Genomic DNA, 17572 nt, shown 5'->3' on the forward strand with positions numbered 1-17572 from the left:
ATTATGCTCCTTTTGCCGCTGGCCTGAATCTGAGAGACCTCCAAGGGATCAGCGGCACAACGATCATCAATATTCCGACTAGGGTTAACCAATCGGGTACTTCCGAAAACCACACCACACCGAACAAAGTCACAAATACCAATCCTGAGTTTTCTGCTATCGCAATATTGCCCGCCGGCGCTCGCTTGTAGGCTGCAACAGCCAGCCCATTGTAAGAGAGTATTAACCCTGCACTTGCCAATATTAGCAGTAAGGAAGTGTTGCTGATGGGTTGCCAGTAGATCGCGCAAAGAATGGCTGACATTGGTAGTGACAGTAATGATGTCCAATATAGTGTCGTGACAACAGTTTGCTCTTTTGGTAATCGCCTCGCGGTGATGTTGAACAACGCCAGCGTCATTGCGGTCCCAAGAGCAAAGAGCGCAGCCCAATGAAATTCCGAGGGGCGCAACACGACCAATACACCGACGAAACCGAATAAGCTTGCGAGAACTTTTCCCAGAGATGGGGTCTCCTTTAGTAACATCACTGAAAGAGGCAGCATCAAAAGAGGCGCGGCGTAGAAAACCGCATTCGCGGTTGCAAGGGGGAGATGCGTAATTGCGATGACCATACACCCACTGCCCATTAAGATTAAGTGGGCTCGCAGCAACTGAAGCTTCCAAGAGATAAGTGCTCTTTCTTTTTTAGGTTGGAGATGCCATAAAGGCCATATCAGTAGCAATGAAAATAGTTGACGAATAAAGACATACTGGAAGGTGGGGACGTCACCATCAAGCAGTTTTACGGCGATATCAGACACTGAGGCTGCAAAGTTGCCCAGTACGAGTAACAAGATGGCAAGGTGATGCGCGGACATCTATTCCTTGCTCAATTTCATATCGATATGAGGAATGTCGTCTTCCAAGTACATGGGAGACGTTTGAACAAATCCATGTTTCTCGTAAAACTTAGCTAAGTGCTCTTGGGCGCCAATCTCAATAGACTGCTTTGGCCACAGTTGTTGGCATGAGGAAAGTGCTTGCTGCAATAATAGATGGCCAAGTCCACTTCCTCGCTCATTTTCTTTCGTTGCGACACGACCAATACTCGCGGATGGGTAACTGATTCCGGGAGGGAGCAATCGAGCACAGGCAACTAACTGGTCATCGCGGTAACCCAGTAGATGATGTACACCCCTTTGATGATCTTTGTCGTCTAGCTCAGGGTAAGGGCATGTTTGTTCAACGACAAACACGTCAATGCGTAGCTTGAGTAGTTGATAAAGCTGAGTGGTTGAAAGCTGTTCAAAAGTGAGTTGCTGCCAGGTAATCATAGTTGTCCTTTTCACTAAGTGCTGAATCATGACGACACTAACGGTCTTGCTCTATTGCGGCATTAACCATTGTTAATTTTGCAGGCGTTTTTTAATGCGGCTGAGGCTAATGGACGTAATACCTAAGTATGCAGCCACTTGGTAGTCGTTAAGGCGCTCATGCAAGTTTGGAAAGTGCTCACAGAACAGGGTATATCGCTCTTCTGGCGAATAGAGCAACATAAATCGCTCTTTGTTTTCCTTATGCATGAGTTGCGTTTCAAGCAATTTGAGATAGATACCGTGCTTTTCCTCTCGCCAATTTCGCAGTGTCTCTATCGGTAGTGAAACGAGGGAGCAAGGTGTCAGAGATTCGAGAAGGTAAGGTGAAGGTTGTTGCTTGATTAGGCCCTCGAACCCAATGATCCAGTCGTTCTCCCAGTAAAACTCTTTGCTGAACTCTTTGCCTTTCTCTGTGAGATAGGCGGAGTGGCAAATACCCTCTAGCAAAAAGTGAATCTCCTGAGCCACTTCTCCCTGATGGAGCAGAATGTGGCGTGTCGGCAATTCTATCCATTTTGCAGACTTGCACAGCTGCTCTGTTTCGTCTGTGTTAAAGCCATGAGAGATGAGTTGCTTTTTAAAAACGTCGATCATAGAGCTGGGTATAGGTGGTTAACAGTGTCAAAGAGTGTAACTGATTTCACGAAAATGCCGAGCAACAAAAAAGCCGCGAACTTGGTCGCGGCTAGAATTGTGATAACTGAGTTACTTCTGCAGGTCGATTTGGTAAACCGCAAAGCCAACATCGTCGGTTGCGACACGCTTCATTGGGTACTGGCCTTTTTCTTCAATGAATTTCGCCGCTTTTTCACTTGGAGATGTTTCGAAGCGAATATCCAGCTGCTTGTCTGATTTGATTGGTGCAAATGACCAGTTGTTGTCTGCGCTCGGAGTGAACTGGCCTTTCTCATTGCTCACGCGAGTAATGTAAGACGCAATGACTGAGCGGTTTTCGTCTGGAGAATCAAATGCGACAAACTCAGAACCCGTACCCGGGAACTTATTGCTGTATGCACGGTAGTTGTTGGTCGCGATGATGAAGTCTTGCTTCATATCAATCGGCTTACCTTGGTAAGTTAGGTTAACAATACGTTCTGCACCGTCATTCACTAGCTTACAATCACCGTCGTACTTAGCTGGTGTTGTCACATCAATTTGATAGTTCAGACCGTCAATGACATCGAAGTTGTAAGTACGGAAACCATCCCAGTCGATCAGGCTTTGTGGAGCGGTACTGTTAACGTCAATTTGCTTGAACTGACCTGCTGTACATTCCAGCCACTCTTTGACTTCTTTACCCGTCACTTTCATTGCGACGAGTGTGTTCGGGTATAAGTAAAGATCGGCTGCATTACGGAAAGTCAGCTGACCTGATTCAACTTCAGTAAAGTTTGCAGGGTCGTTCTTACGGCCACCCGCTTTAAATGGTGCGGCAGCAGAAAGGACTGGAATGTCCGCAAGATCAGGGTCACCTTGGATAAAGCGCTCGACGTAATCTTTTTGCGCTAGGTTGACGATCTGTACCGTTGGGTCATCTTGGACAAGCGCCAAGAAGCTGTACATGACGTCGTTTGCTTTACCAATTGGTTGATTCACGAAATCACGCGTACCTTTGTGGTCTGCTTCAAGCGCTTTCACCATCTCAGCGTCTGCTTCAGCTAAAGATTTCTTCGCTTTCTTGTCGTAGATAGGGCGAGCTTCAGTTTGCCCTTTCACTACCGTCCACTTGCCATCTTTTTCTTTAAGCTCAAGGTCAATAACACCAACGTGGCTACCCCAACGACCTGGCATTACAGCCGCAACGCCGTTAATGGTGCCATTTTGATTGTCTACGCCAGGGATGTTGTCGAACCCTTTTCCTGGGAATACGGCATGTGAGTGACCAAATGCAATCGCATCAATGCCTGCTACCTGAGATAAGTAATAGGTCGAGTTTTCTGCACCCACTTTATGTGGGTCGGAAGAAACACCAGAGTGAGGGATAGCAACGATAACGTCAGCGCCTTCCGCTTTCATTTGAGGAACTAGCTCTTCAGCCGTCTCTTTGATGTCTTTGGCGAACACTTTGCCTTCTAGGTTCTTCTTGTCCCAGACCATGATTTGTGGCGGAACAAAGCCGATGTAACCGACTTTGATTTGGTGTTCTACACCTTCTACATCTTTAAAGGTGTGCGATGTGATGATGTATGGCTTGAAGTAGTGTTTACCGGTCTTCTTGTCAAAAACGTTGGCGCTAACGTAAGGGAAGTCGGCGTCATTGATGGTTTCTGCTAAGAAATCCAAACCGTAGTTGAACTCATGGTTACCAATGTTGCCCACATCATAGTTGAGTTGGTTCATGGCTTTGTATACTGGGTGGACTTCGCCGGCTTCAATACCTTTAGAGGCCATGTAGTCACCCATTGGGCTACCTTGGATAAGGTCTCCGTTGTCGACTAAAACACTGTTTTCCACTTCTGCACGGGCTTGTTTAACCAAAGTAGCAGTACGCGTTAAACCAATTTTTTGTGATGGTTTGTCTTTGTAGTAGTCGTAGTCCATGACATTGGTATGAATATCTGTGGTTTCTACGATGCGTAATTTGATTGTTTCTGCCATAGCTGGACCTGCCATGGTCAGCATTCCACCTAAAACAGCAATTGAAAGGGGTTTCACTGCTACTTTCATTTTTAAGCTCCGATAGCGTTAGTTGGGATCGTGCTTAATGTAACAAAATGAAATGAAACAATGATTTCAAACTCTAGCAATTTGTGATGTTACGCGGGCGCTTTATGGTGTTCTGCTGACAATCTCTCAAATTTGCTCAAACAACAGCCGGTGTCGAATCTCTCCTTATCAGTTATTGATATAAAAAATGAAATTTTAGAATTTCAGGTAATATGTATTGGCGGCCATAATGCCATCATCAATTAGGAAAGGATGTCACGATGGCGAGCAAGGATACAGTTTCTCAATTTCCGCGGAGTAACCGACAGACTTCGCGAACAGAACAAGCAAACCTCAATACGATTGGTCAGAGTGTTCTTGCTCAAGGAGAAGTGGCGTTAGTGGGGTCTGGGCCTGGTGATGTCGAGTTACTGACTCTGAAAGCCATTCGTTTCCTGCAGCAAGCTGATGTCGTTTTATATGACTACCTTGTCTCGGATGAGATCATGGCCTTAGTGCCAAGCGATACGATTTTGGTCTGTGTCGGTAAGCGCGCCGGCCATCACAGTGTTCCGCAAGAAAAAACCAACCAGCTGCTCGTCGATTTCGCAAAGCAAGGGCATCGCGTAGTTCGTATTAAAGGTGGCGATCCATTCATCTTTGGTCGCGGAGGAGAAGAGCTTGAAGTGCTTGCTGATGCGGGCATCTCTTTCCAAGTTATCCCAGGTATTACTGCCGCAGCAGGTGCGACCGCTTATGCCGGTATTCCATTGACTCATCGAGACTACGCTCAGTCAGCGATGTTTATTACTGGTCACCTAAAAGCAGAAAGCGATCAGATGGATTGGTCGACCCTTGCACGAGGTAATCAAACCTTGGTGATTTACATGGGGTTAATGAAGTCTGACTACATCGAAAGTCAGCTGATTGAACACGGTCGCTCCCCTGAAACGCCCATCGCAATCATTGAACGTGGCACTCAGGCAACCCAAAAAATATTCAAAGGTCAGCTAGCTCAACTGGCTGAACTTGCGAAAGACGCGCAATCACCGTCTCTCATCGTCATTGGTGAAGTTGTGTCTCTGTCAGACAAACTGGCGTGGTTCAATCCGCAGCCTGTCGTACAGCAACGCCAATTCGCATAACTCATTATTTGATTAGTCAGAAGCTCATAGAGAGCCGCAAAGGAAGTACTAACATGGACCAAGAACGTTTAACCCACCTCAAGCAACTCGAAGCGGAGAGTATTCATATCATCCGTGAAGTGGCGGCTGAATTTGATAACCCGGTGATGATGTACTCAATCGGTAAAGACTCATCGGTGATGCTGCATTTAGCTCGTAAAGCATTTTACCCAGGTAAGATTCCTTTTCCGCTACTGCATGTCGACACTGACTGGAAATTCAAAGAGATGATTGAGTTCCGTGATCGCACTGCGGAGAAGTATGGCTTCGAGCTTTTGGTACATAAGAACCCAGAAGGTCTGGCGATGGGATGTAGCCCATTTGTGCATGGCTCTTCTAAGCATACCGACATCATGAAAACTCAGGGTTTGAAACAGGCTCTGAACAAGTATGGGTTTGATGCGGCATTTGGTGGTGCTCGTCGTGACGAAGAGAAATCTCGCGCAAAAGAGCGTGTCTACTCATTCCGAGACAAGAACCACACTTGGGATCCAAAAAACCAGCGTCCTGAGCTTTGGCGTACATACAACGGTCAAATCAACAAGGGCGAAAGCATCCGCGTCTTCCCATTGTCGAACTGGACTGAGCTAGATATTTGGCAATACATCTACCTAGAGAACATCGAAATCGTTCCTCTTTACTTGGCTGACAAACGTCCGGTCGTTGAGCGCGATGGCATGCTGATCATGGTTGATGATGATCGTATGAAGCTAGAGCCAGGCGAGAAAATTGAAGAGAAGAGTGTACGTTTCCGTACGCTTGGCTGCTACCCGTTGACTGGCGCAATTGAATCTGAAGCCAATACGTTAACTGGCATTATCGAAGAGATGTTGGTGGCGACCTCGAGTGAACGTCAAGGCCGCGCGATCGACCATGATCAGTCTGGATCGATGGAACTGAAAAAACGCCAAGGTTACTTCTAATTAAGGATCTAAGGAAAGAAACATGAATAGCGCAGTAGAAGCTCAATTAGAAGAGCTAGGTATCGAAGGTTACCTGACACAGCATCAATACAAATCACTACTTAGATTCCTGACTTGTGGATCGGTAGATGACGGCAAAAGTACTTTAATCGGTCGTTTGCTCCATGACTCGAAGCAAATTTATGAAGATCAGCTAGCGGCCGTGCACAACGACAGCCAACGTGTCGGCACAACGGGCGAGCGCCCAGACTTAGCCTTGCTGGTTGATGGCTTGCAAGCAGAGCGTGAGCAAGGGATCACCATCGATGTCGCTTATCGTTATTTTTCGACTCAAAAGCGCAAGTTCATTATTGCCGACACTCCTGGACATGAGCAGTACACACGTAACATGGCGACAGGTGCGTCAACGTGTGATCTTGCGGTGATCTTAATTGATGCCCGCAAAGGGGTGCTCGATCAAACGCGCCGTCACTCGTTCATTTCGAACCTGCTTGGCTTGAAGCACTTTATTGTCGCCGTGAACAAAATGGATCTTGTTGATTATTCTCAAGAGCGTTTTGAAGAAATTCGCGACGAGTACTTAGCGTTTTCCAAGAACCTTCAGGGCGAAACCGACATTCAAATCATTCCGCTATCTGCTTTAGAAGGGGATAACGTTGTGGAAGCAAGCCCACGAATGAGTTGGTTTGAAGGCCCGTCACTGCTTGAGCTACTCGAAAACGTCGATGTTGACCAGGATAAGACGTCTGGTGATTTTCGCTTCCCAGTTCAATACGTGAACCGCCCTAATCTCGATTTCCGCGGTTTTGCCGGCACGATTGCTTCAGGTAGCGTAAACGTTGGCGACAGCATTAAAGCGCTGCCATCGGGCAAAACATCAAAAGTGGCACGCATTGTCACCTTTGATGGTGACTTAGAGCAAGCTCAAGCGGGTTTAGCAGTCACCCTGACATTGGAAGATGAGATTGATATCAGCCGTGGTGACTTGATTGTGCTAGAGAAGGCACAAGTCGAGTCAAGCAACCATCTGTTGGCAGACATCGTTTGGATGACTGAGCAGCCGCTGCAGCCGGGTCGCGAGTACGACATTAAGATTGCGGGTAAGAAAACTGTTGGTCGTGTTGAAGGGATTCGCCATCAATACGACATTAACAACCTGTCAACGCATAGCGCCGTAGAACTTCCGCTCAATGGTATTGGTCTGTGTGAACTAACGTTGACAGAGTCTGTGGCGCTTGATACCTATCAATCATGTGCAGACACTGGCGGTTTTATCGTCATTGACCGTCTTACTAATGTGACTGTTGGCGCTGGTCTTGTTCGTGAGAGCTTGACTCAAGTAGAAGCGAAAGCGGGTGATATTTCAGCTTTTGAAGTGGAACTCAATGCGCTTGTTCGTAAGCACTTCCCTCATTGGGAAGCAAAAGACATCAGTCAGTTATTGAAGTAGTCACTAGGCTGACAAGGAAGTGTTATGTGGCAACAAGGAGTGGTATTGGCATTGTTATTGGGCATTGTTACATGCCTACTAACAACGCGGATTAAACCGAGCGTCATTTTTGCTGGCGCAGCCTTTATTGCGTTTCTTGCTGGCATGATTGAGGTAGGCGAGGTTGCCACAAACTTTACTAACTCTTCTTTGGTGACTCTTGTGCTGTTGATCTTAGCGTCGGCGGCACTAGAGAAGACTCGCTTGATCAGTTGGGTGAGTCGATCGCTATCAACAGGGCGGTTAGGTACTGTAGTGGCGAAGCTGGGTGTCTCGACTGCTCTGCTTTCTTCTTTTACGAATAACACAGCAGTGGTTGTGTCGCTGATTGGTGCGATTAAGCGCAATCAACAGCATGCACCTTCAAAGCTGTTGATCCCTCTCTCATATGCCGCGATCTTAGGGGGCACCTTGACGTTGATCGGAACGTCAACGAACTTGATCATCAACAGCTTTGTGGAAGACGCAGGGCTCCCGAGTCTAGGTTTTTTCACGCCGACTATGATCGGCCTTTCTGTTCTGGTTGGTGGGCTTTTGATCTTAGTGCCATTAAGTTACCTGCTTCCCAACCATGATGATCACAATCAAGATGATCTTCCTTACTTTTTGGAAGCTCGCGTAGAGCCGGGATCGCCACTGGTTGGGCGCAGCATTAGTGAGAATAATCTTCGCGCACTGAGAAAACTGTTCCTAGCGGAAGTGATTCGCGATGGTCAAACGATGCCTTCCGTCGATCCTGATTTTGTTCTCCAAGCTCGCGACCGTCTTCTGTTTTGTGGTGATATTGAAAGTGTTGCCACATTGCAAGAAATTCAAGGTTTGACGCTGTTTGGTCAGCATCACTTGAATGGACAAAACTTTGTGGAAGTGGTGGTGAGTTCATCGGCAAGCTTTTGCAATAAGACCCTGAAATCGAGCCATTTCCGAGATCGGTTTGATGCTGTGGTTGTTGCCATTCGTCGAGGCCATGAGCGTCTTCAAGGTGGACTTGGGAACATTACGCTCAATGCGGGTGATACCCTAGTGTTGGTGCCGGGTAAACGATTTGAACAAGAGCGACAAGCGCATCGCAAAGAATTCGTCCTCATGAATGATCTTGATTCGAGCGCACGTCTTGATGCCAACAAGTCTGCGATCGTTTTGATCGGTTTCGCCAGTGTCATAGGACTTGCGCTTCTTAATGTTGTGCCGTTAATTAAAGGGCTCTCGGTCTTCCTCTCTTTAACTTTGTTTACTGGCATTGTTCAACTTAGTGAGCTGCGCCGCCGCTTTCCTATCGATATTGTGGTGATTGTTGGCTCTGCGCTTTCTATCGCTCAGCTTATGCTTTCGTCTGGATTATCGATGGCATTGGGCCAAATGTTTATTGAAGCATTCAACGGCTGGGGCGTGTTTGGCGCTATCGTTGCGACCTACTTATTGACTCTGATTTTAACCGAACTGGTAACCAACAATGCAGCCGCAGCCTTGGCCTTTCCAATTGGTTACAGCATGGCCATTGGTTATGGTGTTGACCCAATGCCGTTTGTGATGGCGGTATTGTTTGGTGCGAGCGCGAGTTTTATCTCTCCTTACGGATATCAAACTAACTTATTGGTTTACACCGTAGGGAACTACAAATTGACCGACTATATTCGTGTGGGAATACCGTTATCAATCGTATATTCAGTGCTGGTATTGGCGCTTATTCCCCAGTTTTTCCCGTATTAAAAGGACACAGTTATGACAACGGAAACGCCAACTAAGGATGAAAATATCGTGTGGCATAAGCATGCTATCGATAAGCAGTTTCGTGCTAACTTAAAGCAACAAAAACCGGCTGTGCTTTGGTTTACAGGTCTTTCAGGTGCAGGAAAATCCACTGTGGCTGGAGCGTTAGAAAACAAGCTAGCAGAACTGGGCTACCATACCTACTTGCTTGATGGTGACAATGTTCGACATGGTTTGTGTAGTGATTTGGGCTTTTCTGAGCAAGATCGCCGAGAAAACATACGTCGCATCGGTGAGCTATCTAAACTCATGGCTGACGCAGGTTTAATCGTTCTCTCTGCTTTTATTTCCCCTCACCGAACAGAGCGTCAACTTGTCCGAGACCTGCTTCCGGAAGGAGAATTTATTGAAGTCTTCGTCAATGCATCTCTTGAGGTATGTGAGCAACGCGACCCTAAGGGGCTGTATAAAAAAGCGCGAGCGGGAGAAATCCCTAATTTTACAGGAATCGACTCTGAATATGAGGCTCCCATCAATCCAGAGATCGATTTGTTGGCGGGAGAAAAATCAATTGATGCGCTGGTGGATGACTGTTTGCAAGCTCTAAAGGCGCGCAACATTATTGCATGACCTAATAAAAAAGCTTCCCGAGGGAAGCTTTTTTGATCTCGTTGAGCGGTTACTCGAAGCAAATCTCAATGAAGGCATTACCCCATTGAGATGAAAAAGGCATGATAATGATTGAGCCTTCACATTTATGACGAATCGTATGGCCTTTACCAGATACGACAACAGGTGTTGCCATATCAAAGTCGAAACCGCTATCAGCTAGAATACGTTTTGCGCCACCTGTTACCATGTTGGTGATTTCACCCACCATATCGGTCACTTCGTCATTTAGACCATTCGGGCGCTCACCTAGCATGTTTTGCATGATTTCTAATGCAAGACTCTCATCAAAGGTAATAGACATAGAACCGCGGCTTTGCGGACCAACCATCCCTATTAAACCTGATACATCCCCACGTGCGATTTCATCTTTCTTAACACGAGGTTTTTGTGGCTTCAGCTCCAGTGAAGCCATCGTCTTTAGAACGTTCATTAAAGAAGCTAAAAACGGGTTTACAAATTCAGCGCGCATAACTTTCTTCTATATCTTTATTTCGCTTATTCGGATGAGCAGTTTTTACAAACACCGTGAGATTCAATCACATGGTTGGTGATGGTAAATCCATGCTTTTCCGCATTGTTAACTAACAAGGCTACCAAACTATCATCTAGCAGTTCAATAACATTACTGCATTTATCACAGATCAGCATGTGTGAATAATGCGTGTGGGCGTTACAAGAGCCACATTGGATATAGCTGTTGGTTGACTCGACTCGATGAATAAACCCCTGCTCTAACAAAAACTCCAAAGCTCTATAGACCGTTGGCGGCTTTGCTTGAGGTTCAGTCTGCTTCAAATCCTCTAACAGCTCATAAGCGCTTGATGCTTTGGAGCTCGCACAGATTAACTCAAATACACGCTTACGCTGTGAAGTGAGTCGTACGCCGCGAGCAGCGCATATTTCTTCAATTTGTGTGACTAGCTGTTGATCCAAACTGTTCACCATTCCTCATGGACATTTTTAATAATATACCATTTATTGAAGTTTATCGTTGATCTATGGGTAATTTATGATTGCTTGTTCAGTTAGTTACCCCAATGAACCTTAATGGCTTATGCCGCCTAAGTTACTCTAAGTTGATGGAAAACGAAACAAGATCAGTAAGAGTTAGCGCCGTTTTGCTGTCTTGGTTACAGTGTGGTGTGTGCTTAGCGGTAGATTCTATTGTTGATAGACAAGGGCGTGGCGAGCAAATGAAACTGATAGAGTTAGTAATCCTGGGGGTTAACCTTGCTTTTGGTCACCCGTAGACCAAAAGGTGATATCGCTTTCTGATCTTAGAATGATGATCGATTTTATCTCCACATAATCAAACAATTAAGATGTTGCTATTGGGGCAGGTAGCTTATGGCCTACTGGTGGTAAAACGCTGAATGGCGCATAGCACACGCGACGGCATTTGCATTGAGCCTGTCTAGGCATTGCTGTCCTAATTTCTCTTTTTCCTGAATGTTTGTGATTCTGTGTGTATAATCGCGAATCGATTTTTCACCAAGATGCTCACTTTACTGCGAGACTCACCTTATGAAACCTGACAATACTAGTAAATACGCGGCTAACCGCTTTTCCATTGCACCCATGCTCGATTGGACTCACTTTTAAGCTATTGCTAGTCTCGCCAGTGAGTCATACGTACTAAATACGTACCAGACTATTGAAAACCACTTATTGGCGTATACAGGCCTCCTAACGTTTCATCTTCTTCATAACAAGTTAGAAATGCATCTACCACGTAGGGGTCATACAGTTTGTTCCTGCCTTGTTTTAAGGTCTCTAAGGCTTTTAATGCCCCTATAGCCTTTCTATAGGGTCTATCACTTGCCATGGCGTCAAACGTGTCAGCGACTGCAATGATGCGAGCCTCAAGTACTATTTTGCTCCCTTTTATTCCATGTGGGTAACCTGAACCGTCAAGTCTCTCATGGTGCTGTTCGATCATTTCTTTGATTGGCCAAGGAAAGCAAACCTCGCTAAAAATTTTTGCCCCAACTTCAGAGTGGCTTTGGAGTAACTTGTATTCTGCTGGCATAAGTTTTCCCAACTTATTTAATATCTGAGAAGGAATCACAATTTTGCCGATATCGTGAACCAGTGCCCCTATGATTAAGCCTTCTTTTACGTTTTCTTTGAGGGGTAGCTTTTCTGCTATCAGAGCGCATATATGAGAGACATTTCTTTGGTGGGAAGATGTGTACTCATCACGAATCTCAAGGGCACGAGATATTGCCCCGAGCATATCGGTCATGATTTCGATTGGGCTATGAGATTCAAATGCTAGCTGATTCTTTGAATGAACAGAGTCTATGCTATTGGCCTTGGATTGAACCTCTGGCCATAAATAGTTGACCCTTTTAAAGAAATCATAGACGAACTCTTTAGCATATGGATCTTTGCTGTTACCTATCCCAATGACTGCAACTACATGATTATCTAGTATCAGTGGAACACTAAAGTGATGGGTTAGTTTTATATGACCTTCAGGCAAAGAGTCTATTGCTGAGTAATACGCATCATAGTGGTTATGTATGACTGGCTTTTGGGCTCGTATACTGTCTGCCCATATTCCGGCAGACGATAATGGATAGTGAGTTTCATGACTTGAGTGGCAGTGTTCCAAAACAGACGTTGACCAAACATTTAGAGCGATTTCATCACCATCGTGGGAATAAAAATGGAAGTATCCAATATCACTTTGAGCCTCTTGTACTAAGTAATCAATGAGATCTCTGTAGAAATCATGACTCGTCAAATATTCCCTTTTTGTAAGTAAGTTGATATCCATTAGCGTATGAGCTCACATAGTTTTTCTTAAAGGTATGTTACTAATAGTTTAGTACTATTTTCAGCTACATCCTTTGTCCTGACCAAACCACTTCACCAATGATTTCAAAGTCTGCGCTTTGAATATCTTTCTTCGATAGCTCCCACGGTTCGTAAGCTGGGTTATCACTCACAACTTTGATTCCATGCGGCAAGAACTGAATACGTTTCACCATCAAGCGACCATCAAAGCGGAATACATAGATACCATCGTTTGAGAATCCGTCGACACGGTTAACCATCACAATGCTCTGGTTTTTGAGGGTAGGGCTCATGCTGTCACCACGGACAGGCATTAGGAAAATATTGTTTGGGTTAAAACCAAGCTCTTGTCTAATGAACTTTTCACTAAACACCATTGCGCTTGATTCTTCTTCTTTTTCAACCAGTGCCCCATGACCCGCACTTACCTCAACGTCATAGAATTTGAGTTCTAGGTAGCCACGGGGAGCAAGTGAGCCATTTTGTGACAGCTCTCTAGCTTTGATGAAAATATCCTCAGGGATGTGGTCTCGGTGTTTCCAGTTGGAAATTGTCTTTGGAGACTTGCCAAGAGCCTTTGCTAAATCAACGTTCTTAGCGGTGTTGGTTAATCGCTTAAGCTCTTTTAGTTGTTCCTCAAAACTTCCCATAAAAATATCTCCGTGTACTTTTGGGGTTGATTTAAGAAATTAGATCCTCAATAATTCCCTTTGTTGAGTTTGGGGATGTTAAGGGGAACTAGAATTTCCTTTAACTCCCTCTAGTGTACTACACGGAGGAAGTATGAATACAAGTTTTGCCCTATTAGCTCGTTTTGAAAGTCCAACTGTTGAGCTAAAACAAATTAGCCAAGAATTTTTTGGCATTACTCCTAAGACAGCGGAGCAACGAGCGAAAGCCTGTGATTTCCCTGTTCCTACCTTCAAGTTGCGCGATTCTGAGCGCAGCCCCTCTCTAATCAAAGTCGAAGACTTGGCCGCTTATATCGACAAGCGACACAAAGAAGCGAAGCAAGATTGGCTATCAGTTAACGGTTAGGGAGAGCAAACAATGAATACACCCATTCACGCAATCAACATTGATTTTACTCACTCAAGCGAAGCCAAAGCACTGCTTGAGGTGATTGATTCACGAATGGCGCCAGTGCCCGATTCAGAAGTGTATCTGGATCGAGTTAGTAACCAACTCAAAGAAGCGATTGAACTACTTGAGAGTTTGGAGGCTTGAGTGGACGTCGATTTCGTACCGGCTAAATCCATTGCCGACTTACCTATCACTAGTCCTATTCATAAGCCTTGCCCAGATATGGCAGGGCTTGTGAATTATGACCCTAGCAAGACCAAAAGAGCGTGTTTTTTAATATCAAAACTTCGAGAGAAACACGGTATTCGAAAGCGTGTTGAACCAGTGCGCAAGCCATTGAAATACGTCTGTACTGCTGAGGGATGTTATGAGCACTTATAAGCGCTTCAAACAACCAGACATCACTTTTTCTTTGAGCCAATACGTGTCAAACGTAACGGCTCATTTACCTATTCTTATGCGTCAAGACATCGACCTTAAGATCGGTTTACGTCGAGCTAGGGGCAATGCGAATGACCGCAATCTCTCTGCTTTTGCAGATGAGCGCGTGAGCTACGCCAACAAGGTCATGCACCACTTCTCGCGCAAATTCCCATTTGGTTTCTTGAATACAGAGCCAAAGCCGCTCGAACTCACTCACGACATTTTAATGAGCGATGAACGAGTAAAAGACTTTGCGATGGAGTTGACCGGAGCGTTTGAGGAAATCGCCAAGCGTGTCGAGATGGAAGAGAAAGAGCGAATCATTGATACCGAGGAGTCTAGCCACACCGCATGCCTCAATGCTTTTTTGCGTATCTTTGAGGAGATTAAAGAGATCCTTTTAAATGCCTATATTGAGCCGCCCAACGCTGACATCTCTGAGTTAGGGCATCGTCTGAGTATTGAAGACGCAGAGCTCATTTTAGAGACGGCTATTCGTCGGTGTTTAGACCCTAAGTATCTCGTTAGAAAGTTGCTTCGAATGCGAAAGCAGTACATTGAACACGCTCAAGTGACGCTAGGGAATGTTGGTGGTAACAAAGTTCAAAGCCGTTATGTGTCTCGCCTGACTCTATCGAACTTCAAACAGAAGATGCGAGAGAGTCAGGAGTTCATGGAAAAAATGGTCGTGATAAGTCATGAAACCATGCAGGAATATAACTTGGCCGAAGTTGCCGAGCGCACAACGGCCAATCTAGAAAACCGCCGTGTTGAACTGGTGGTTCGCAGCCGTGGAGACGAAGAACGCGCCATTGATATGGGTTTTGAAGGGGTATTCATTACATGGACGCTTCCCTCTAAATATCACCGCAAGTCGCGTAAGTGGAACGGGTGCACAGTGAAAGAAGCGCATCAAAATCTGATGGAGCAATGGAAATTGGCGCGAGCGCATTTCGCGAAAGTCGATTTGCCTTGGTTTGGTCTGCGTGTGGCAGAGCCCCATAAAGATGGGACACCACACTTACATGCGTTTGTTTACTGTCCGGCAGAGCGAAAGCAAGAGCTTATGAGTATCTGTGCCAAGATTGCGCGTAGTGAAGACAGTGATGAGCTGACCTCTAAGCAGAAACGCAAAGCGCGTTTTCATGCCAAGCCATGTGACCCAGCTAAGGGCAGCGCAACGGGTTACATCATTAAATACATTTCCAAAAACATTAACGGTGCACACATGCCGGAAGGGGACGCGGACAACCTTGCCGTGTCTGTTCGTGCATGGGCGAGTGCGTGGGGAATCAAACAGTTTTCTCAATCGGGCTCGCCTTCTGTTGGACTTTGGCGCCAATTGCGTCGAGCGGATAAATCAGCGGTCGCGGTAGACAAGGACTTAATGGATCTCCATGAGCATGCGGACAAATCTCGTTGGAAAGAGTTTTGTCTCAATATCGGTGATGCTCGTCTTGCGTATGAGGCACAGCTTAACCAGTACGGTGAAACCACTAAACGCGTGATTGGGTTTAGATGGCTCGATCACCTTATCGAAACATGCAGCGAGCGATTTTCTATTGTCGCGAAGAGCGATGTTGAAGCGTGGAAAAGTGAGCGCAGCGAACTAAACCAAAGAGGCGGAGCCTCGTCTTGGAGCACTGAAAATAAGTGTAACCCTCCCCCCGAAAGGCTAGGGAGTCCACTCGAACAAGCCTTGATGGTTGCGACTGGATGGAGCTTGAAAGGGGTACAGTGCTTAATCAATCCGCTCTTAAATGGGGCAAAAATTCCAATAGACAAATACATCACCCTGAGCCTGAGAAACGGTCAGCTCATGGTGACTTAACCAAACACGCCAACGATGGGAATCAGGGGCATTTTATTAATTTAACTAACGTCGAGAGACAGGGGAAAACCAATGAAATCACTCTCTATTCAAGAATGTCAGCGCGACCTTGCCGCGTTAGATGCGGCGGACCAATTAACGGCCAACGTTGAGAACGAAGTGAAAAAGCTCAAAGAGATGGACATGAGCAAGCTAATGAGCAAAGCCACCAAGATGTTAATGACGGGCTCTTTTTCACTGGAAGCGTTAGGGCTTGCGCCCAACTTCTTCGAGCAAATTGAGCAGTTAACCCAGCTCAACAATGTGGCGCGCAAGAAATACCGCGCTCATGTGACTGCGAGTTTAAACCAGTTGGATGAGATTGAAGAGGCGCAAGTGGTGGAGGGAAGCCATGAGTAAACATCCGAATCCGGTTCGAGGCTATGTGCCTTGTCCGGTATGCGAGAGCGTTGCAACGGTGCACCAAGTGGGGGAAGGGCGGCTCATTGCTGAGGGTGAGCCGCCGAAGAACAGCCGCAACCTTGGTTTGAAGTATTACAAGTGTCCGAGCTGCGGCAATAGCTCCATGAGTAAAAGCGTTGATAAGTACATTGATGAGCACTTTTCAACGGATAAGGACACGGTAGCGCAAACGCTCGAAGCGTTGGATTCAACCAAAACCAACGTATTCGAAACCGTTGAAAGCGTTAACGCGGAGGTTATCGCTGAGCCCAGTGATAGCAAGGTTGAAAGCACTGAACTAACCGAGCCGCCAACCGACGAATCACAACTTGAAAATAAACCTGTGTTGAACCTTAAGCGTGTAATGACCGTGTTGGGCGTGTTGATGATGGTCTTATGGGTGGTTCGTCTCTTGATGCCAAAACCACAATCTGAGGAGGTCGCCAATGCAGCAACCGAATGAAACCTTGGAGCCATTGACTGAGAATTTCGGTTGGCCCAATTTTGATACGGCTATTGGTCAGCTTGAAACCGAAGAAAAAGCCGCTGAAGTCGCTGAAGCGAACACAGAGGAAAGCGACGAAGAGCCGGAGGGTTTGGGGGATGAAGCGCTCCAAGGCATGTTGAGTGTGATGTTCACCTTTTGCGAGCAGGCCACCTGCATTATCTCCGGTGTGGAATTTAGCTTTGATGAAAAAGGCAAAACCGAAGTGATCAATGCGGCGGTGCCAGTGCTCAATAAACATGGCGGCAGCTTCTTAGCCATGTTTGGCGGATACGCTGAAGAGGCCACGCTTCTGATGGCGATGCTGAGCCTGATTTACACCTCAAAGCGCACCATCAAACAACTAGCCATTGAAAAAGCGGAGGAGGAGAAACGCGATGTCGAAAAAGCCAAAGCCGCTCAACCTGCCTAATCCGGTCAACTCTAACCCGTCACACGATGCAGAGCATGTGATTTATGTAGCGGGAACGGGCGGGGGTAAAACCTCGGCAGTGAAGCATTTGGGA

Annotated in this window: 19 protein-coding genes; 11 read left to right on the forward strand and 8 right to left on the reverse strand. The window is 46.1% G+C overall.

Annotation, left to right across the window (positions count from 1 at the left end; genetic code table 11):
* Window position 1: 1 nt before the first annotated feature.
* From OH458_RS18105 to cpdB, 4 genes are all read right to left on the reverse strand, one after another.
* Window positions 2-859, reverse strand: coding sequence for a DMT family transporter (locus OH458_RS18105; RefSeq protein ID WP_269979340.1), 858 nt, complete (start codon window positions 857-859; stop codon window positions 2-4).
* Window positions 860-1315 (reverse strand): GNAT family N-acetyltransferase, encoded by a 456-nt coding sequence (locus tag OH458_RS18110; protein ID WP_269979341.1) that lies wholly within the window; start codon window positions 1313-1315, stop codon window positions 860-862. It abuts the gene before it with no gap.
* Between the two features lie 72 nt (window positions 1316-1387).
* A complete protein-coding gene (locus OH458_RS18115) occupies window positions 1388-1951 on the reverse strand; it encodes a Crp/Fnr family transcriptional regulator (RefSeq protein WP_269979342.1) in 564 nt (187 codons plus the stop codon).
* Window positions 1952-2062: 111 nt separating this feature from the next.
* Complete coding sequence (gene cpdB / locus OH458_RS18120) at window positions 2063-4024, reverse strand: 2',3'-cyclic-nucleotide 2'-phosphodiesterase (RefSeq protein ID WP_269979343.1); 1962 nt, start codon at window positions 4022-4024, stop codon at window positions 2063-2065.
* 260 nt (window positions 4025-4284) lie between these two features.
* Between cpdB and cobA the strand changes: the two genes are divergently transcribed.
* The 5 genes from cobA to cysC are packed head-to-tail and all read left to right on the forward strand — an operon-like array spanning window position 4285 to window position 9939.
* A complete protein-coding gene (gene cobA, locus OH458_RS18125) occupies window positions 4285-5148 on the forward strand; it encodes a uroporphyrinogen-III C-methyltransferase (protein WP_038139327.1) in 864 nt (287 codons plus the stop codon).
* Between the two features lie 26 nt (window positions 5149-5174).
* Window positions 5175-6110: a sulfate adenylyltransferase subunit CysD gene (cysD, locus tag OH458_RS18130; protein WP_263280383.1), complete on the forward strand. Its 936-nt coding sequence runs from the start codon at window positions 5175-5177 to the stop codon at window positions 6108-6110.
* Between the two features lie 22 nt (window positions 6111-6132).
* Window positions 6133-7560 (forward strand): sulfate adenylyltransferase subunit CysN, encoded by a 1428-nt coding sequence (gene cysN / locus OH458_RS18135; protein ID WP_269979344.1) that lies wholly within the window; start codon window positions 6133-6135, stop codon window positions 7558-7560.
* A gap of 24 nt (window positions 7561-7584) precedes the next feature.
* Window positions 7585-9309 (forward strand): SLC13 family permease, encoded by a 1725-nt coding sequence (locus OH458_RS18140; RefSeq protein WP_269979345.1) that lies wholly within the window; start codon window positions 7585-7587, stop codon window positions 9307-9309.
* A gap of 12 nt (window positions 9310-9321) precedes the next feature.
* Window positions 9322-9939, forward strand: coding sequence for an adenylyl-sulfate kinase (gene cysC, locus OH458_RS18145; protein WP_038213023.1), 618 nt, complete (start codon window positions 9322-9324; stop codon window positions 9937-9939).
* Between the two features lie 49 nt (window positions 9940-9988).
* Here the strand turns inward: cysC and OH458_RS18150 are convergent, their stop codons facing one another.
* From OH458_RS18150 to OH458_RS18165, 4 genes are all read right to left on the reverse strand, one after another.
* Window positions 9989-10450: a chemotaxis protein CheX gene (locus tag OH458_RS18150; RefSeq protein WP_005475940.1), complete on the reverse strand. Its 462-nt coding sequence runs from the start codon at window positions 10448-10450 to the stop codon at window positions 9989-9991.
* A 26-nt stretch (window positions 10451-10476) separates the two neighbouring features.
* On the reverse strand, window positions 10477-10926 hold the full coding sequence (gene zur, locus OH458_RS18155; protein WP_269979346.1) for a zinc uptake transcriptional repressor Zur: 450 nt from the start codon (window positions 10924-10926) through the stop codon (window positions 10477-10479).
* 706 nt (window positions 10927-11632) lie between these two features.
* Window positions 11633-12763: an HD domain-containing phosphohydrolase gene (locus tag OH458_RS18160; protein WP_269979347.1), complete on the reverse strand. Its 1131-nt coding sequence runs from the start codon at window positions 12761-12763 to the stop codon at window positions 11633-11635.
* 64 nt (window positions 12764-12827) lie between these two features.
* On the reverse strand, window positions 12828-13433 hold the full coding sequence (locus OH458_RS18165; RefSeq protein ID WP_269979348.1) for a S24 family peptidase: 606 nt from the start codon (window positions 13431-13433) through the stop codon (window positions 12828-12830).
* Window positions 13434-13566: 133 nt separating this feature from the next.
* On the opposite strand from OH458_RS18165, the gene OH458_RS18170 reads away from it, so the two are divergent.
* The 6 genes from OH458_RS18170 (at window position 13567) to OH458_RS18195 (ending at window position 17478) form a co-directional block, all read left to right on the forward strand.
* A complete protein-coding gene (locus tag OH458_RS18170; protein ID WP_038215984.1) occupies window positions 13567-13821 on the forward strand; it encodes a pyocin activator PrtN family protein in 255 nt (84 codons plus the stop codon).
* 12 nt (window positions 13822-13833) lie between these two features.
* Window positions 13834-14010 carry a hypothetical protein gene (locus OH458_RS18175; protein ID WP_269979349.1) on the forward strand — a complete coding sequence of 59 codons (177 nt, stop codon included), beginning with the start codon at window positions 13834-13836 and terminating at the stop codon, window positions 14008-14010.
* 223 nt (window positions 14011-14233) lie between these two features.
* Complete coding sequence (locus OH458_RS18180; protein ID WP_269979350.1) at window positions 14234-16120, forward strand: replication endonuclease; 1887 nt, start codon at window positions 14234-14236, stop codon at window positions 16118-16120.
* Between the two features lie 72 nt (window positions 16121-16192).
* Entirely contained in the window at window positions 16193-16519 is a 327-nt protein-coding gene (locus tag OH458_RS18185; protein WP_269979351.1) for a hypothetical protein, read from the forward strand.
* Window positions 16512-17024, forward strand: coding sequence for a hypothetical protein (locus tag OH458_RS18190; RefSeq protein ID WP_269979352.1), 513 nt, complete (start codon window positions 16512-16514; stop codon window positions 17022-17024). The genes OH458_RS18185 and OH458_RS18190 overlap by 8 nt, the downstream gene beginning before the upstream one ends.
* On the forward strand, window positions 17008-17478 hold the full coding sequence (locus tag OH458_RS18195; protein ID WP_269979353.1) for a hypothetical protein: 471 nt from the start codon (window positions 17008-17010) through the stop codon (window positions 17476-17478). The genes OH458_RS18190 and OH458_RS18195 overlap by 17 nt, the downstream gene beginning before the upstream one ends.
* Window positions 17479-17572: the final 94 nt, after the last annotated feature.

Source organism: Vibrio sp. MarTm2 (assembly GCF_027587055.1).
GTDB classification, from domain to species: Bacteria; Pseudomonadota; Gammaproteobacteria; order Enterobacterales; family Vibrionaceae; genus Vibrio; species Vibrio sinaloensis_D.

Coding starts and splice junctions, on each gene's coding strand:
- OH458_RS18165 (WP_269979348.1), bottom strand. CDS start 13,433: ATGGGAAGTTTTGAGGAACAACTAAAAGAGCTTAAGCGATTAACCAAC.
- OH458_RS18105 (WP_269979340.1), bottom strand. CDS start 859: ATGTCCGCGCATCACCTTGCCATCTTGTTACTCGTACTGGGCAACTTT.
- OH458_RS18160 (WP_269979347.1), bottom strand. CDS start 12,763: ATGGATATCAACTTACTTACAAAAAGGGAATATTTGACGAGTCATGAT.
- OH458_RS18140 (WP_269979345.1), top strand. CDS start 7,585: ATGTGGCAACAAGGAGTGGTATTGGCATTGTTATTGGGCATTGTTACA.
- cysN (WP_269979344.1), top strand. CDS start 6,133: ATGAATAGCGCAGTAGAAGCTCAATTAGAAGAGCTAGGTATCGAAGGT.
- OH458_RS18175 (WP_269979349.1), top strand. CDS start 13,834: ATGAATACACCCATTCACGCAATCAACATTGATTTTACTCACTCAAGC.
- OH458_RS18195 (WP_269979353.1), top strand. CDS start 17,008: ATGCAGCAACCGAATGAAACCTTGGAGCCATTGACTGAGAATTTCGGT.
- OH458_RS18180 (WP_269979350.1), top strand. CDS start 14,234: ATGAGCACTTATAAGCGCTTCAAACAACCAGACATCACTTTTTCTTTG.
- OH458_RS18190 (WP_269979352.1), top strand. CDS start 16,512: ATGAGTAAACATCCGAATCCGGTTCGAGGCTATGTGCCTTGTCCGGTA.
- OH458_RS18115 (WP_269979342.1), bottom strand. CDS start 1,951: ATGATCGACGTTTTTAAAAAGCAACTCATCTCTCATGGCTTTAACACA.
- cobA (WP_038139327.1), top strand. CDS start 4,285: ATGGCGAGCAAGGATACAGTTTCTCAATTTCCGCGGAGTAACCGACAG.
- zur (WP_269979346.1), bottom strand. CDS start 10,926: ATGGTGAACAGTTTGGATCAACAGCTAGTCACACAAATTGAAGAAATA.
- OH458_RS18150 (WP_005475940.1), bottom strand. CDS start 10,450: ATGCGCGCTGAATTTGTAAACCCGTTTTTAGCTTCTTTAATGAACGTT.
- cpdB (WP_269979343.1), bottom strand. CDS start 4,024: ATGAAAGTAGCAGTGAAACCCCTTTCAATTGCTGTTTTAGGTGGAATG.
- OH458_RS18185 (WP_269979351.1), top strand. CDS start 16,193: ATGAAATCACTCTCTATTCAAGAATGTCAGCGCGACCTTGCCGCGTTA.
- cysC (WP_038213023.1), top strand. CDS start 9,322: ATGACAACGGAAACGCCAACTAAGGATGAAAATATCGTGTGGCATAAG.
- OH458_RS18110 (WP_269979341.1), bottom strand. CDS start 1,315: ATGATTACCTGGCAGCAACTCACTTTTGAACAGCTTTCAACCACTCAG.
- OH458_RS18170 (WP_038215984.1), top strand. CDS start 13,567: ATGAATACAAGTTTTGCCCTATTAGCTCGTTTTGAAAGTCCAACTGTT.